This window comes from Streptomyces sp. SID5643 (assembly GCF_009872555.1).
Taxonomy (GTDB): domain Bacteria; phylum Actinomycetota; class Actinomycetes; order Streptomycetales; family Streptomycetaceae; genus Streptomyces; species Streptomyces iakyrus.
Genome location: NZ_WWIC01000324.1, coordinates 1 through 13,577, shown reverse-complemented (window position 1 = coordinate 13,577; position 13,577 = coordinate 1). Strand labels below are relative to the sequence as shown.

Genomic DNA, 13,577 nt, shown 5'->3' with positions numbered 1-13,577 from the left:
CCCAGTGTAGGACGGCGTCATCCGGAGCTGTCGCGCTCCGCCGAAAGCGCACCGGTCATGAGGAGATCGGCAAGAGTGCCGCGGTATTCGCCTGCCGCCCGGGCGATCTCCGAGTGCACTCGGACCTTCTCGTCGAGGGCCGCGAGGGTTGCTCCGATGGCCTCACGTTCAGCGGATGGAGGGACGAAGACGGGCAGTTCGCCCAGCTCGCGGATACTCAGTGACGGGATCACCGCGCTGGCCGACCTCTTGTCCATCCAGCGTTGCGCGAACCCCGCGCTCAGGTACCCGGCCAGATACGCGGCCAGGGACGGGTCCGGTGTGCCGAGCCGGAGTCGGAAGAGGTTCGCGTGGTAGAGCCATCCGGCATGCGTCCCGGTCACCAGCGCGCACCGCCCCACAGTGCCGGTCCGGATGACCAACACGTCTCCCTCGGCCAAGAGGTACTTCTGCAGGCTGTGCGCTTTCTCCGGGAGCACCCCGACGTTCTCGGTCGGGGTGATCCTCTGCTGGACGACATCTCGAGGCAGCACGAGTGGTACGCCCGCGTCGGCCGTAGTGCGTTCTTCGTTCTTGACGGCGGGACCCGCCTGGAACAGACAGAGCTCCTTCAGCGCGAGGCGCTGCCAACCCGCAGGCAGCGGCCCTGGACCGTCGATTGCACCACTCACAGGCCGTACCTCCTCAGCTGTTCCTCGGCCAGATTGTCGACGTTGCCCGCCGCGGCATGCAGTCTCCTCAGCTGCGCGGACAACTCGACCAGCCGGGCCCGCGCTGCTGCCGGATCATCGAACGCGCCTGCCGAGGGCAGATGCTCCCGCACGTACAGAGCCGGTTCCAGCCGGTGGTCGTGGGCGGCGATCTCCTTGCGGGACACGGGTCGGCTCAACCTCGGCAGGCCGGCTTGTCTCCCCTCGCCGTTCCTGGTCTGGCGCCAAGACGCGTAGGACCGCACCAGGCTGTCGATCTCCGCGTCCGACAGCTCCCGGCGCGTTCGGGTGGCCATGCTGCCGAGTCCCGATCCGTCCACGAAGAGAACCTCCTCCCCTCCCATCCGTGGCGAGCGCAGAAGCCAGATGTGCGTCTGGACCGACGTCAGCTCGAAGAGCTGTGGCGGCAGGGACATCACACACTCGACGACGCCGTCTTCGACCAGGCGAGCCCTGGTCTCCCGCTCAGCGCTACCGCGGAAGCCTGCCCCGGCAGGCATCAGAACGGCGGCTCGACCGCCGGGTGCGAGGCACGAGACGACGTACTGGAGCCAGTCGAATTCTCTGGAGCGGGACGCACCGTAGCGCCAGTATGCGGGCGAGGTATCGGGCCAGGGCCCCACACTGCCGAACGGCGGATTGGTGATCACCGCGTCGAAGGAGCCCGGTGCGTCACCGAGACCGTGAGATCGCGCGGGAGAGTGGCGTCCCGGGAGAATCAGAGAATGTCGCGCTCCGTGGATCGCGAGGTTCATCTGGGCGATCCGCAGGAACTCCTCCCGAGGGGCGCGGCCAACGACTTGCTCGGGCATCGCGGCACCGTGCTCGGTCGCCGCGTCCAGGTAGGCGGTCAGCAGCTCGCCGGTACGGCAGAAAGGATCATGCAGCCTCTTGGCGGGGCCCTGTGCGGCCAGAACCCGCCCCATGACGCGACTCACCGACCGCGGGGTGAAGAACTCTTCTGCCGCCCTCGCGTCCGCGGAGGAGAAGAGTTCGAGGAGACGGTCGAAGGCCTGCCGACCCTCAGCGGGTGTCGGTTGCGGGGTGTCGTCCAGGAATCGGACGACCTCAGCCAGCGGCACCTCCCCACCCTCCGGCATCCGCAGGGTCTGCAGGATGGTTTCCGGGTCGTCGACGTAGCGAGACCACTGTTCCTGGTCCTGGCTCCGGGCGAAGACCAGAGTCAGCAAGAGGTCCAGATAGTCGGAGATGCGAAGCCGTCCGCGTAGCCGATCCGCATCGCGCCGGGACAGTTGCTCGACCGCCGTCAGCAGATTCCCCGACCCGCTTCCGTGCCAGGCGGAGCGGAAGCGGTCGCCGTACGTCGTTCCGGTCGGCTCGCCCGGTCTCAGCGCGTTGGCCGGGACCGTACGGCCGGACAGCCACTCCAGCACCCGATCCGCCCGGAACGCCTCGGGCTCGTCGCTCCCGGCGGACGGCGCGACAGGCTCGGGAAAGTCCGGATGGCGTCGTTCCCAGTTGGTGACGGCTGGGCGACGCACTCCGGCCATCCTGGCGATGTCGGAGCGCGAAACCAGTGCGTCCCCGAAGTCACTCAAGAGCATCCTCCTTGCCGTCGAGCACGGACCGGAAGCGGTCCGCCGCGCGGACCACCTTGGCCAGGTCCGGACTGAGCGCCCCCAGCACCCGGTAAATCCTGGCATGCGCGGCATCGAGGTCCTCCGCGTGGATGGGCTCATGGTGCATGACGCGGTTGCGCAGGCGGACCAATGCCCACAGGTCGGCGGACAGCGGTGCTCGCGGACCCGAGTAGTACGCGAACGCCTCGTGCAGACTGGTCCGCCAGAAGGCGCGGTCGTAGCGCTTCACCAGCAGGGTCGCCCAGAAGCCGAAGTTGAGTTCCGTGACGACGTCGTCCACGGTGACCGCCCGCTTCGGACGCTGCTGCTCCGTCGCTCGCCGCTCCTCGTTCGCCTCGCACTTGGCACGCGCCTTTTCGACGAGGTTCCTCCCCTTCGCATCGAGCGGTGCCGTACCCCACCAGTCCGTCCGGCCGTACGTACGCACAAGACTCTCGTGCAGGGCATTGCGAACGGCCAGCTCCACGTAGTGGAGCGGGGTGTACAGGGCTTCCGACGCCTCGACGTTCCACCCGTACAGCCGCAACGCCGCATCGGGGTCCCCTCCCGACGCGCGAAGGTAAGGCTTCATGCGGGGCGCTGAAAAGAATTTCTCGGCCCACTCGGGCATGCTTCCGGTCACCGTTTCCCCCTAGTTTCTGGGCATACGGATGCCCGGGTCGTTGTCTCCTCACGAAATGGCGTGCTGTGCTAATGTGGATGGCGAACGTTCTGGGACGCCTCTGCTTGCATGCCACCCAGAGCACAGCTTGTCGGAACCCCGACCGCAGTCCAAGTGCGGTCGGGGTTCCGTGCGTTGAGGTCAACGATATCCGGCAGTAGACCTCGAATGCAAGCGCATTGCAGTGCGGCTGAAACTGTTAACCCCCTTCAAGGTGCGAAACAGGGCCCCGCGATCGGTCCGCGAGGCCCTGGTGCGATGCTGCCCGTCTGCTCTACTTGAAGAAAGCGATCCCGTCGTCCGGCATGTCGTCGGGCAGGGCCTTGGCCCAGCGCTCGACCTCCTCCGGGGTGACGACCTTCTTGAGGTGGGCGGACATGTACGGGCGCAGCTCGACCTCGGGGGTCTGCTTCTCGCCGACCCACATCAGATCGCTCTTGACGTAGCCGTACAGACGCTTGCCGCCGGTGTAGGGCTGGGAGGCGGCCGTACGGGCCACCGCGTCGGTCACGAGGTCGATCTGCGGCTTCTTGTCGGCCAGCTCGCCGTACCAGATCTCGATGACGCCGTCGTCGCGGGTCATCGTGACCTCGACCTTGCGGGCGGCGTCGATGCGCCAGAAGCCGTGCTCGGACTCCAGGGGACGGACCTTGTTGCCGTCCTTGTCCAGCACCCAGCTGTGGGACCGGTACTCCAGGAAGTCCCGGCCGTCGTGGGTGAAGGAGACCTCCTGCCCGAAGTTGCACTTCTCGGAGCCGGGGAAGTCGTGCACGCCGGCGCCGGCCCAGTCGCCGAGCAGGAAGGCGAGCGGGACGAGGTCCTTGTGGAGGTCGGACGGGATCTCGATCATGGGAACTTCCTAGACGTGGGTCAGCGCTGGCCCTGGTACAGCTTCTTCACGGTCAGTCCGGCGAAGGCGAGGACGCCGACGGCGACCAGGACCAACAGGATTTCGAAGAAGATCTCCACGGGGTGCTCCTTGAGCGGGGTGCGAATGGGTGCACAGGGCCGAGCCCAGCTTACGCGGGCCCTTCCGGCACTACGATTCCGGCTATGGCGAAGAAGCTGGTGATCAAGGTGACGGCGGGGGCCGACGCCCCCGAGCGGTGCTCTCAGGCGTTCACGGTGGCGGCGGTGGCCGTGGCCAGCGGCGTCGACGTCTCCCTGTGGCTGACCGGCGAGTCCGCCTGGTTCGCCCTGCCCGGCCGCGCCGCCGAGTTCGAGCTGCCGCACGCGGCTCCCCTGCCCGACCTGCTGGACTCCCTCCTCGCGGGCGGCCGCGTCACCCTGTGCACGCAGTGCGCGGCCCGCCGCGAGATCACGGAGCAGGACGTCATCAAGGGTGTCCGGATCGCGGGCGCGCAGGTCTTCGTCCAGGAGGCGATGGCGGACGGGACGCAGGCGCTCGTCTACTGAGGCGGTTCCGTGTAGAGGCAGAACGGGTGGCCCGCCGGGTCCAGGAGCACCCGGACGTCGTCCTGCGGCTGGAACTCCGCGAGCCGCGCGCCCTCCGCGACGGCTCGCGCGGTCTCCCGCTCCAGGTCGTCGACCTCGATGTCGAGGTGGATCATCATCTGCTGCCGGCCCGCCGCGCTCGGCCAGGTGGGCGGCCGGTAGGCGGGCTCGGTCTGGAAGGACAGTCCCGTACCGCCGTCGGGCGGCCTGATGTGCACCCAGTCCCGCCCTTCCTCCCCCCGCCACACCCGCCAGCCCGGCAGCAGCCGCAGGTAGAAGTCCGCCAGCTCACGGGCGTCCGGCCCGTCCAGAGTCGCCGCCGCCAAGCGCATGGTCCTCCCCCGGCCGGTTCACTGCCGGCGCTTCTTGCCGTCCAGCTCGTCCCACCACTCGTCGGACTGGGGATCCCCGGAAGGGTCGTCCCACCACCGGTCCTCCGGCCCGCGCCGGTTGGCGACCATGGCCGCGACGGGCGGGATGACCATGGCCACCACGCACATACCCACGGCCACGGGGATCGACCACAGCCGCACGACACCCCAGGCCAGCACGAAGAGGCCGATGCAGAGGCCCATCATCGCGAAGTACGTGTGACGCCGCCGTGCGTACATGTGTCCAGCGTAGGGGGTTTCTGACGGATCTCCGCGGCGTCGCGACGCCGCGGAGATCCGTCAGAAACCCCCTGGGTCCGGGCAGGCCGAAGGGCCGCACCCCAGGCGTCCAACCCGGGGGGTGCGGCCCTTCGGAATCCGGTCGCCGTCAGACGGCGATCGCGACCTCCGCCAGGCCGCCCTGCTGGGCGACGACCGTGCGGTCGGCGGTGGCGCCGGGCACGAGGGCACGGACGGTCCAGGTGCCCTCGGCCGCGTAGAAGCGGAACTGTCCGGTCGCCGAGGTCGGCACCTCGGCCGTGAACTCGCCGGTCGAGTCCAGCAGACGGACGTAGCCCACCACGGGCTCGCCGTCCTTGGTCACCTGACCCTGGATGGTGGTCTCACCGGGCTTGATCGTCGAGGCGTCGGGGCCGCCGGCCTTCGCACCGCACATGTCGTACTCCTGAAGTCTGGAAAGGTCGGTGGGGGTTGGTTACTTGTTGGCGCCGAGCTCGATCGGCACGCCCACGAGGGAGCCGTACTCGGTCCAGGAGCCGTCGTAGTTCTTGACGTTCTCCACACCGAGGAGCTCGTGCAGCACGAACCAGGTCAGCGCGGAGCGCTCACCGATGCGGCAGTAGGCGATGGTGTCCTTGGCCAGGTCGACGCTCTCCTCGGCGTAGAGCTCCTTGAGCTCGTCGTCCGACTTGAAGGTGCCGTCGTCGTTGGCGTTCTTGGACCACGGGATGTTGCGGGCGCTCGGCACGTGGCCGGGGCGCTGGGACTGCTCCTGCGGCAGGTGCGCCGGGGCGAGCAGCTTGCCGGAGAACTCGTCGGGCGAACGCACGTCGACGAGGTTCTGCGAACCGATGGCGGCCACGACGTCGTCGCGGAAAGCGCGGATGGACGTGTCCTGGGCCTTGGCCTTGTAGTCCGTCTTCGGACGCTCGGGCACCTCGTCGCCGGGGACCAGCTCGCGGGCGTCGAGCTCCCACTTCTTGCGGCCGCCGTCGAGGAGCTTGACGCTCTCGTGGCCGTACAGCTTGAAGTACCAGTAGGCGTACGAGGCGAACCAGTTGTTGTTGCCGCCGTAGAGGACCACGGTGTGGTCGTTGCCGATGCCCTTGTCGGACAGGAGCTTCTCGAAGCCCTCCTGGTCGACGAAGTCACGGCGGACCGGGTCCTGGAGGTCCTGGGTCCAGTCGATCCGGATGGCGTTGCGGATGTGGTTCTTCTCGTAGGCGGACGTGTCCTCGTCCACCTCGACGATGGCGATGGTCGGGTCGTCCAGGTGCTCCTGGAGCCAATCGGCGTCGACCAGGACGTCGCTGCGGCTCATGCTTCTTCTCCTCCGGGGCAGTTACGGCGGGGCGTGCGAGGTCTCAAGGGCGCGCCCTTGAGACAGGGCGGCGCACGGGTGCCCGTGAAACGGGGCTGCGGGAATGCGCGCGCCGGCGCGACTGCCGACGCGATCGCTCAGAAGGTGCGACAGAGCATGGCGGCGACGCGGCACAGGTCTACTGCCCGCCGCTTCGTGAGGTCCGCCTGTCGCTTCATAGCGTCGATCGTAGGGACGGTCAGGCGGGCATGTCACCGGTGTGTCGCATACTGAGACGAGATGATCCGCGATGTGGGACCAGAGGGCTGCGAGAGGCCTCGGGGCACGGACCGTGACCGGATGTATCGGCCGTCACAGCTGAGCCGCGGACGTCACCGTCTCGCCCACCGGACACCCCTGGTCCGCCGCCTCGCGCCCTCCCTACCCGGCCAGCCGGACGTCGGAACCCTTCACGGTGATCTCGACGCCGTCCGGGGCGGCCTGGACGGTGTCCAGCTTGATGCCGCCGGGCAGGCCGTCGATCTTCTGCTGGAAGTCGGTGATCGCCCGGACGCGGTCCTCGGCGATGTCGACACCGCCGAACTCGGGCAGCCCGTCGGCGTGCACGCGCACGGTGCCGTCGTCCACCTTCACCGAGCTGAGCACGGAGACCGGCTCCGGGAGCCTGGTGCCGAGGACCGTGGCCTCGACGGTGACCTTGATCTTGCCGTTGCCGCCGTCGGAGAGGCCGACGACGTTGGCGGTGACGCCCGGGGCGACCTGGGTGGGCTCCGACTTCGCCGTCTTCAGCAGCTCGTCGTAGGCGATGGTCGCGGTGCCGGTGGCGGTGGAGGCGGTGGCGGAGCTGTAGTCGCCGGAGAACTCGACGCCCTTCATGTCGGCCTGGAGGTCGTCGATGCGGATCTTCTGGCCGCCGTTGCCCGCCGTGGCCTCGTAGTCCTTGATGCCGACCTCGATGTCGTCCAGGGAGCCGCCGGCGACCTGGGTGAGGAAGGGGAAGCCCTTGATCGACACGTCGGGCGTCGCCGACAGGTTCTCGGTGGTCTTCAGCCGGTCGGCGGCCTCGTCCTCGGCGAAGTTGACCGCGACGCGGTCGGCGATCACGAAGAGCCCGCCCAGGATCACGACGAAGATCAGCAGTATTCGCAGTGCGCGCATGCGGTGTGTCCCCCACCCAGTCGGTTAGACGGCGGTCCCTGACGACCGGGTGGCCGTCCCTGGCGCGAGAGTAACCCTCCGGGGAAGAGGAACCGGAGGATTGTCGATCATCTGTGACAGGGCGGGAGCTTCGGCGCAGGCGCTACGCCAGCGCCCTGCCCAGGACGTACACCGCCGGGGCGGCAGCGGCCAGCGGCAGGGCCACGCCCGCCGTGAAGTGGACGAAACGGGACGGGTAGTCGTAGCTCGCGACCCGGTGGCCGATCAGGGCGCAGGCGGCGGCGCCCGCACCGAGGAGCGCCCCGGAGGTGCCGAGGTCCGTGACCTGCCCGGCCGCGATGCCCGCGCCCGCCGCGGCGAGGAGGGACACCACCACCGAAGCCGGGGTCGGCAGCGGCAGCGCACGGGCCACTACGGCCACCGCCACGGCCACCGCGCCCACCGTCACCGCGTCCGCGGCGGCCGCGAGGTACCCGCCGGCCACGATCGCCAGCGCCGAGGCCGCGACCGTCGCCATCAGTCCGTACATCCGCTCGTCGGGGTCGGCGTGCGACCGCAGCTGAAGGACCAGCGCGAGCAGCACCCACACGCCGAGCGCGCCGAGGATGGCCGCCGGGGAGCGGTCCGAGGCCAGCAGTGCCGCGTCCGCGGCCAGCGCGCCCGCGAAGCCCAGCGCGATGCCCTGCCGGGCCGGCCACATGCCGTTCAGCCGGAACCAGCCCGCCGCCGTGACGGCCTGGAGGATCACCAGCGGCACGAGCAGCGCGTACGTCCCGACCGCCGCCGCACCGGCCAGCAGCAGCCCGAGCAGCGCCGTCAGCGCGGCCGGCTGGATGCCGGGCTCGATGACCGGGGACCGCCCCTCCGCCCGGGCCCGCTGCGCGTCGGTGACGCGGGTGTTCCCGCCGACGGTGGCGGGGCCGTAACCGGGAGCGGGGGAGTCGGCTCCGGCCGGGGCCGCGGATCGCCGCGGCGGCGACTGGGGGGTCAGGATCGCCGTCTCCGGATCGGCCGCATGCGCCTGCGCCTGCGCGGACGGCACCGCCTGGTGGTTCTGCGTCTCCCAGGTCTGCCCCTGCCACTGCTGCGTGTACTGCTGAGCGGCCTGCGGGTCCTCGTACCCCTGGTGCCCCTGGTACCCCTGCCCGGGCCACGCCTGTGGCGCCTGCGGCTGCTGTCCGTAGGGGTCGTACGGCTGGTGGGGCCGGTTCGGCTGGTCGTTCATCGTCATCCTCCTGCGAACGGCGGGAGCACCTCGACCGTGCCGCCGTCGGCCAGCCGTACCGTCTCATGTCCGCGGGTGCCCACGGGGTCGCCGTCCACGAGGAACGAGCACCGGCGCAGGACGCGCTCCAGCTCGCCGGGGTGCCGCTCGCGCACCCCGTCGAGCGCCTCGGCGAGCGTGGCCGCCTCGTACGGCTCCTCGGCCACCCCGGCCGCGGCCTTGGCGGCGGCCCAGTAGCGCACCGTGACCTTTGGCATCTGCTTCCTCAATGAATTCGGCGGTCAACCCCGTCAGGCTAGCCCGCCCGGCCGACGCCCCACTCCCCGATCCGGGCGAGCAACGCGTCGCCCGCCGCGTGCTCGGCGTGCCCCATGCCCGGCTCCAGCCACAGTTCGCCCTGGTCACCGGCGGCCGCGGCCAGCATCCGCGGATGGTCGACGGGGAAGTAGCCGTCGGCGTCGCCGTGCACGATCAGCAGGGGGGTCGGGGCGATCCTCCGCACCGCCTCCACCGGGGAGAGGGGCACCGGGTTCCAGTCCCGGCGGTGGATGCGCGTACGGAACCCGTAGCGGCCGACGACCCGCCCCTCGGGCCGGGTCACCAGCCAGTGCAGCCGCCGCATGGGCGCGGTGCCCCGGTAGTACCAGCGGGCCGGTGAGCTGACCGACACCACCGCGTCGGTCTGCCGGGGGTGCAGCGCCGCGTGCCGGAGCACCACCGAGCCGCCCATGGAGAAGCCCACCGTCACCACCCGCGCGTGCCCGTGGCTCCGCGCCCAGGCCACCGCCGCCGTCAGGTCGAGCACCTCCCGGTCGCCGCCGTGGAGTGCCCGCCGGACCTCCCGTGCCCACGGAAGGAGAAGGTGACCACGCCCCCGTACCGGGCGAACGCGGCGGCGATCCGACGTACGTGCGGGCGGTCCACCGCGCCGGTGAACCCGTGGGCGACGACGAACACGGGATGAGCGGAAGGGGTCCCGGAGGTGTCGTACACAGCCGCTCCCGGCTCGTACACGGCGTCGATCGCAACCCCGTCGGACGTGCGCAGAAACACCCGCGAAGACATCCGCACGGACTTCCCACCACCCGTCTCGGAATGCGGACGATCGGTGGAACGCGCCACATGACCTGCCGGACCAGAGCTCATGTGGGCTATTCTGCTGGGCAGAGGACTCGGGCAGCGTAGCCCCCGGGTCCTTTTGTGCTTTCGGAAGCGTTGTATACGACGCGGGAAACCGCAGGTGTACGGAGCCTTCGGGATCGCAGAGCGGTGCTGTGCCAACAAACGTCCTCGCAGGGACCGAGGAGGAACCAGACGTATGAGTTCTCTGCTGCTCCTGACCAACGCCCTCCAGCCGTCGACGGAGGTGCTCCCCGCCCTCGGCCTGCTCCTGCACAACGTGCGCGTGGCCCCCGCGGAGGGCCCGGCCCTCGTCGACACCCCCGGCGCCGACGTCATCCTCGTCGACGGCCGGCGTGATCTGCCGCAGGTCCGCAGCCTCTGCCAGCTGCTGCGTTCCACCGGGCCGGGCTGCCCGCTCGTCCTCGTCGTCACCGAGGGCGGTCTCGCCGCCGTCACCGCCGACTGGGGCATCGACGACGTCCTGCTCGACACCGCCGGCCCGGCGGAGGTCGAGGCGCGGCTGCGGCTGGCCATGGGACGGCAGCAGATCGTCAGCGACGACTCCCCCATGGAGATCCGCAACGGCGACCTCTCGGTCGACGAGGCGACGTACTCCGCCAAGCTCAAGGGCCGCGTCCTCGACCTCACCTTCAAGGAGTTCGAACTCCTGAAGTACCTCGCGCAGCACCCCGGCCGGGTCTTCACCCGCGCCCAGCTGCTCCAGGAGGTCTGGGGCTACGACTACTTCGGCGGTACGCGCACGGTCGACGTGCACGTACGGCGGCTGCGCGCCAAGCTGGGCCCCGAGCACGAGTCGCTGATCGGCACCGTCCGGAACGTCGGTTATCGATTCGTTACGCCGGAGAAGCCGGAGAAGATGGAGCGCGTCGCCGAGGAGGCGAAGGCCGGGGCGGCCAAGGCAAAGACGGACAAGGCGGACGAGTCGGCCGCCCTGGACGCCACCGAGGTACGCGCCAAGGCGTGACAGGCGTACTACGCCGCCGACCTGGGCATCGCTTCCCGCACAGGGTGCCCGGGACGGCGGTCGGGATATCGTACAGAACCTCCTTTACGCCCTGCCCACGGCCGGTATATCCGCGTAGACTCCGCGCGTGGCCAAGGTGACTCGGGATGATGTGGCGCGGCTGGCAGGGACTTCCACTGCCGTGGTCAGCTATGTCATCAACAACGGACCCCGGCCGGTCGCCCCGGCCACGCGCGAGCGTGTCCTCGCCGCGATCAAGGAGCTGGGGTACCGGCCCGACCGGGTCGCCCAGGCGATGGCGTCCCGGCGCACGGACCTCATAGGCCTGATCATCCCGGACGCCCGCCAGCCCTTCTTCGGGGAGATGGCGCACGCGGTCGAGCAGGCCGCCTCCGAGCGCGGGAAGATGGTGCTCGTCGGCAACACGGACTACGTGGGCGAGCGCGAGGTCCACTACCTGCGCGCCTTCCTGGGCATGCGGGTCTCCGGCCTGATCCTCGTCAGCCACGCGCTCAACGACCTGGCCGCCGCCGAGATCGAGGCCTGGGACGCCCGCGTGGTGCTGCTGCACGAACGCCCCGAGGCCATCGACGACGTCGCCGTCACCACGGACGACCTGGGCGGCGCCGAGCTCGCCGTCCGGCACCTGCTGGAGCACGGCTACGAGTACGTCGCCTGTATGGGCGGCATAGCCGAGACGCCCGCGGTCGGCGACCCGGTCTCCGACCACGTCGAGGGCTGGCGCCGGGCGATGGACGAAGCCGGGATCTCCACCGAGGGCCGCCTCTTCGAGGCCCTCTACAACCGCTACGACGCCTATCAGGCCGCCCTGAAGATCCTGTCCGGACCCGAGCGCCCGCCGGCCATCTTCTGCTCCACCGACGACCAGGCGATCGGCCTGCTGCGGGCGGCGCGCGAGCTGCGCATCGACGTCCCGGGCGAGCTGGCGGTGGCCGGCTTCGACGACATCAAGGAGGCGGCGCTCACCGACCCGCCCCTGACGACGGTCGCCTCCGACCGTCCGGCGATGGCCCGGGCGGCCGTCGACCTCGTCCTCGACGACGGGCTGCGGGTCGCGGGGGCCCGGCGGGAGCGGCTGAAGGTGTTCCCGTCGCGGCTGGTGACGCGTCACTCCTGCGGCTGCGCGTAGCCTCCGGCGGTTCAGGCGGCGGGCGTCTTTATATCGGGCATACGAGGTTCTGTCGGGCTTCTCAGCAAGCACTCAGGAAGCTCTCATGGTCGGGCGACAAGCTCGGTTCCATGACCGAGAGCTTCCACCGCAGTGGCGAGTACGAGAACCCTCACGAGGGTCAGCAGCAGGCCCCGGTGAACCCCGAGTGGCCGCCCCCGCCGGCGTACGCCCCGGCACATGCTCCGCATCCGAAGAAGCGCGGCCGTGGCCCCCTCGCCCTGATCGCCGCCGTGGCGATCGTCGCGGCGGCGATAGGCGGCGGTACCGCCTACGGCATCCAGGAACTGACCGGCAACGACACCGTCGCCTCCAGCTCCACCAGCACCACCGTGGTGCCCTCCAGCCAGAAGGGCACGGTCGCCGGGGTCGCGAAGGCGGTCAGCCCGAGCATCGTCGAGATCAGCGCCGACTCGGGCGCCGGCTCGTCCACCGGCTCCGGCGTGATCATCACGAGCGGCGGCGAGATCATCACCAACAACCACGTCGTCGCCGGCGCCTCGCAGATCAAGGCGACCACCAGCGACGGCAAGTCGTACACCGCGAAGGTCGTCGGCACCGACAGCAAGAAGGACCTGGCGCTGATCAGGCTGGAGAACGCCTCCGGCCTGAAGGCGGCCACGCTCGGCGACTCGGCCGGGCTCCAGGTCGGCGACCAGGTCGTGGCGATCGGCTCCCCCGAGGGGCTGTCCGGCACCGTCACCAGCGGCATCATCTCGGCCCTCGACCGTGACGTCACCGTCCCCACCGAGGAGGGCCAGGACCAGGGCCAGCAGCAGTGGGGGCAGGGCCAGGGGCAGGGCGGTGACCAGTGGCCGTTCGAGTTCGGCGGGCGCCAGTTCAACGGCGACACCGGGTCCGAGACGACCACGTACAAGGCGCTCCAGACCGACGCGTCCCTCAACCCGGGCAACTCCGGCGGCGCGCTGATCGACATGAACGGCAACATCATCGGGATCAACTCCGCGATGTACTCGCCGACGAGCCAGGCCTCCTCGTCCTCCGACGCGGGCAGCGTCGGCCTGGGCTTCGCCATCCCGATCAACACCGTCAAGGCCGACCTGGCGAAGCTGCGGGCGGGTTCGACCGACTGAGTCCGAGCACCTGACAGTGAGGAGTACCGCGATGATCCAGCGGGTGGTGCATGCGGAGCCCGGCGGGGACGCGGCGGCGGTGGGCCTGGCCCTGGCGGTGGCGTACGCCCTGCACGCGCCGCCGGGCCGGGCGGCGGAGGTGGCGGCGACGGACTCGACGACGCGCCGGAGGAGCCGGCCCGCGAGGGCGCGACGCCGAGCGGGACGAGGCTGAGACATCTCCTGCCACGGCCCGTCACCGGGAGGCGCTTCCCCGCCACCGTCATCCGGCAGGCGCTCCTCCCGGGCCCTCACCGTCTGGAGGCGGTCTGCCGGACCCGCCCACCGGCAGGCGGTCCGGACCCCGGTCACGGGCAGGCGCCCGGCCGCCCCCGCCCACCACGGGCCGGCGCTCCACCCGCCCCCGCCCGCCGACGTGCGACGCTGAGAGCGTCAGAGCACCCCC

Annotated in this window: 17 protein-coding genes and 1 pseudogene; 5 read left to right on the top strand and 13 right to left on the bottom strand. The window is 70.4% G+C overall.

Annotated elements, in window-relative coordinates; translation table 11 throughout:
- Window positions 1-17: 17 nt before the first annotated feature.
- From GTY56_RS34115 to GTY56_RS34100, 4 genes are all read right to left on the bottom strand, one after another.
- Window positions 18-671: a restriction endonuclease subunit S gene (locus GTY56_RS34115; protein WP_161369158.1), complete on the bottom strand. Its 654-nt coding sequence runs from the start codon at window positions 669-671 to the stop codon at window positions 18-20.
- Window positions 668-2,269 (bottom strand): N-6 DNA methylase, encoded by a 1,602-nt coding sequence (locus GTY56_RS34110; RefSeq protein ID WP_161369157.1) that lies wholly within the window; start codon window positions 2,267-2,269, stop codon window positions 668-670. The genes GTY56_RS34115 and GTY56_RS34110 overlap by 4 nt, the downstream gene beginning before the upstream one ends.
- Complete coding sequence (locus tag GTY56_RS34105; RefSeq protein ID WP_237525161.1) at window positions 2,262-2,882, bottom strand: hypothetical protein; 621 nt, start codon at window positions 2,880-2,882, stop codon at window positions 2,262-2,264. The genes GTY56_RS34110 and GTY56_RS34105 overlap by 8 nt, the downstream gene beginning before the upstream one ends.
- 364 nt (window positions 2,883-3,246) lie before the next feature.
- Entirely contained in the window at window positions 3,247-3,822 is a 576-nt protein-coding gene (locus tag GTY56_RS34100) for a heme-binding beta-barrel domain-containing protein (RefSeq protein WP_161369155.1), read from the bottom strand.
- Between the two features lie 203 nt (window positions 3,823-4,025).
- Between GTY56_RS34100 and GTY56_RS34095 the strand changes: the two genes are divergently transcribed.
- The gene (locus tag GTY56_RS34095) at window positions 4,026-4,388 is read left to right on the top strand and encodes a DsrE family protein (protein WP_161369154.1); all 363 of its coding nucleotides are present in this window, start codon (window positions 4,026-4,028) and stop codon (window positions 4,386-4,388) included.
- Here GTY56_RS34095 and GTY56_RS34090 read toward each other — a convergent pair.
- The 9 genes and pseudogenes from GTY56_RS34090 to GTY56_RS34055 form a co-directional block, all read right to left on the bottom strand.
- Window positions 4,382-4,759: a VOC family protein gene (locus tag GTY56_RS34090; protein ID WP_161369153.1), complete on the bottom strand. Its 378-nt coding sequence runs from the start codon at window positions 4,757-4,759 to the stop codon at window positions 4,382-4,384. The two genes, GTY56_RS34095 and GTY56_RS34090, sit on opposite strands and share 7 nt — an antisense overlap.
- Window positions 4,760-4,777: 18 nt before the next feature.
- The gene (locus tag GTY56_RS34085; protein ID WP_161369152.1) at window positions 4,778-5,038 is read right to left on the bottom strand and encodes a DUF3099 domain-containing protein; all 261 of its coding nucleotides are present in this window, start codon (window positions 5,036-5,038) and stop codon (window positions 4,778-4,780) included.
- A gap of 148 nt (window positions 5,039-5,186) precedes the next feature.
- Window positions 5,187-5,474: a DUF1416 domain-containing protein gene (locus GTY56_RS34080; RefSeq protein ID WP_003991226.1), complete on the bottom strand. Its 288-nt coding sequence runs from the start codon at window positions 5,472-5,474 to the stop codon at window positions 5,187-5,189.
- 39 nt (window positions 5,475-5,513) lie between these two features.
- On the bottom strand, window positions 5,514-6,359 hold the full coding sequence (locus GTY56_RS34075; RefSeq protein ID WP_161369151.1) for a sulfurtransferase: 846 nt from the start codon (window positions 6,357-6,359) through the stop codon (window positions 5,514-5,516).
- Window positions 6,360-6,496: 137 nt separating this feature from the next.
- Window positions 6,497-6,577 (bottom strand): putative leader peptide, encoded by an 81-nt coding sequence (locus GTY56_RS41680; RefSeq protein WP_350310325.1) that lies wholly within the window; start codon window positions 6,575-6,577, stop codon window positions 6,497-6,499.
- Window positions 6,578-6,779: 202 nt separating this feature from the next.
- Window positions 6,780-7,517: an LmeA family phospholipid-binding protein gene (locus GTY56_RS34070; protein ID WP_161369150.1), complete on the bottom strand. Its 738-nt coding sequence runs from the start codon at window positions 7,515-7,517 to the stop codon at window positions 6,780-6,782.
- Between the two features lie 142 nt (window positions 7,518-7,659).
- Window positions 7,660-8,742, bottom strand: coding sequence for a hypothetical protein (locus GTY56_RS34065; RefSeq protein WP_161369149.1), 1,083 nt, complete (start codon window positions 8,740-8,742; stop codon window positions 7,660-7,662).
- 2 nt (window positions 8,743-8,744) lie between these two features.
- On the bottom strand, window positions 8,745-8,999 hold the full coding sequence (locus tag GTY56_RS34060; RefSeq protein WP_010036212.1) for a MoaD/ThiS family protein: 255 nt from the start codon (window positions 8,997-8,999) through the stop codon (window positions 8,745-8,747).
- 38 nt (window positions 9,000-9,037) lie between these two features.
- Window positions 9,038-9,888 (bottom strand): annotated as a pseudogene (locus tag GTY56_RS34055) (alpha/beta hydrolase).
- Between the two features lie 172 nt (window positions 9,889-10,060).
- On the opposite strand from GTY56_RS34055, the gene GTY56_RS34050 reads away from it, so the two are divergent.
- From GTY56_RS34050 to GTY56_RS34035, 4 genes are all read left to right on the top strand, one after another.
- Window positions 10,061-10,849: a response regulator transcription factor gene (locus GTY56_RS34050; RefSeq protein ID WP_161369148.1), complete on the top strand. Its 789-nt coding sequence runs from the start codon at window positions 10,061-10,063 to the stop codon at window positions 10,847-10,849.
- Window positions 10,850-10,976: 127 nt separating this feature from the next.
- Complete coding sequence (locus tag GTY56_RS34045; RefSeq protein ID WP_078625532.1) at window positions 10,977-11,999, top strand: LacI family DNA-binding transcriptional regulator; 1,023 nt, start codon at window positions 10,977-10,979, stop codon at window positions 11,997-11,999.
- A 110-nt stretch (window positions 12,000-12,109) separates the two neighbouring features.
- Window positions 12,110-13,132 carry a S1C family serine protease gene (locus GTY56_RS34040; RefSeq protein ID WP_161369147.1) on the top strand — a complete coding sequence of 341 codons (1,023 nt, stop codon included), beginning with the start codon at window positions 12,110-12,112 and terminating at the stop codon, window positions 13,130-13,132.
- Between the two features lie 31 nt (window positions 13,133-13,163).
- Window positions 13,164-13,346, top strand: a complete 183-nt coding sequence (locus tag GTY56_RS34035; protein ID WP_161369146.1) for a hypothetical protein — start codon at window positions 13,164-13,166, stop codon at window positions 13,344-13,346.
- Window positions 13,347-13,577: the final 231 nt, after the last annotated feature.

Bases quoted from the DNA above. Each gene is read 5' to 3' on its own strand.
- GTY56_RS34105 (WP_237525161.1), bottom strand. From the start codon at position 2,882: ATGAAGCCTTACCTTCGCGCGTCGGGAGGGGACCCCGATGCGGCGTTG.
- GTY56_RS34100 (WP_161369155.1), bottom strand. From the start codon at position 3,822: ATGATCGAGATCCCGTCCGACCTCCACAAGGACCTCGTCCCGCTCGCC.
- GTY56_RS34095 (WP_161369154.1), top strand. From the start codon at position 4,026: ATGGCGAAGAAGCTGGTGATCAAGGTGACGGCGGGGGCCGACGCCCCC.
- GTY56_RS34090 (WP_161369153.1), bottom strand. From the start codon at position 4,759: ATGCGCTTGGCGGCGGCGACTCTGGACGGGCCGGACGCCCGTGAGCTG.
- GTY56_RS34085 (WP_161369152.1), bottom strand. From the start codon at position 5,038: ATGTACGCACGGCGGCGTCACACGTACTTCGCGATGATGGGCCTCTGC.
- GTY56_RS34080 (WP_003991226.1), bottom strand. From the start codon at position 5,474: ATGTGCGGTGCGAAGGCCGGCGGCCCCGACGCCTCGACGATCAAGCCC.
- GTY56_RS34075 (WP_161369151.1), bottom strand. From the start codon at position 6,359: ATGAGCCGCAGCGACGTCCTGGTCGACGCCGATTGGCTCCAGGAGCAC.
- GTY56_RS41680 (WP_350310325.1), bottom strand. From the start codon at position 6,577: ATGAAGCGACAGGCGGACCTCACGAAGCGGCGGGCAGTAGACCTGTGC.
- GTY56_RS34070 (WP_161369150.1), bottom strand. From the start codon at position 7,517: ATGCGCGCACTGCGAATACTGCTGATCTTCGTCGTGATCCTGGGCGGG.
- GTY56_RS34065 (WP_161369149.1), bottom strand. From the start codon at position 8,742: ATGAACGACCAGCCGAACCGGCCCCACCAGCCGTACGACCCCTACGGA.
- GTY56_RS34060 (WP_010036212.1), bottom strand. From the start codon at position 8,999: ATGCCAAAGGTCACGGTGCGCTACTGGGCCGCCGCCAAGGCCGCGGCC.
- GTY56_RS34050 (WP_161369148.1), top strand. From the start codon at position 10,061: ATGAGTTCTCTGCTGCTCCTGACCAACGCCCTCCAGCCGTCGACGGAG.
- GTY56_RS34040 (WP_161369147.1), top strand. From the start codon at position 12,110: ATGACCGAGAGCTTCCACCGCAGTGGCGAGTACGAGAACCCTCACGAG.
- GTY56_RS34035 (WP_161369146.1), top strand. From the start codon at position 13,164: ATGATCCAGCGGGTGGTGCATGCGGAGCCCGGCGGGGACGCGGCGGCG.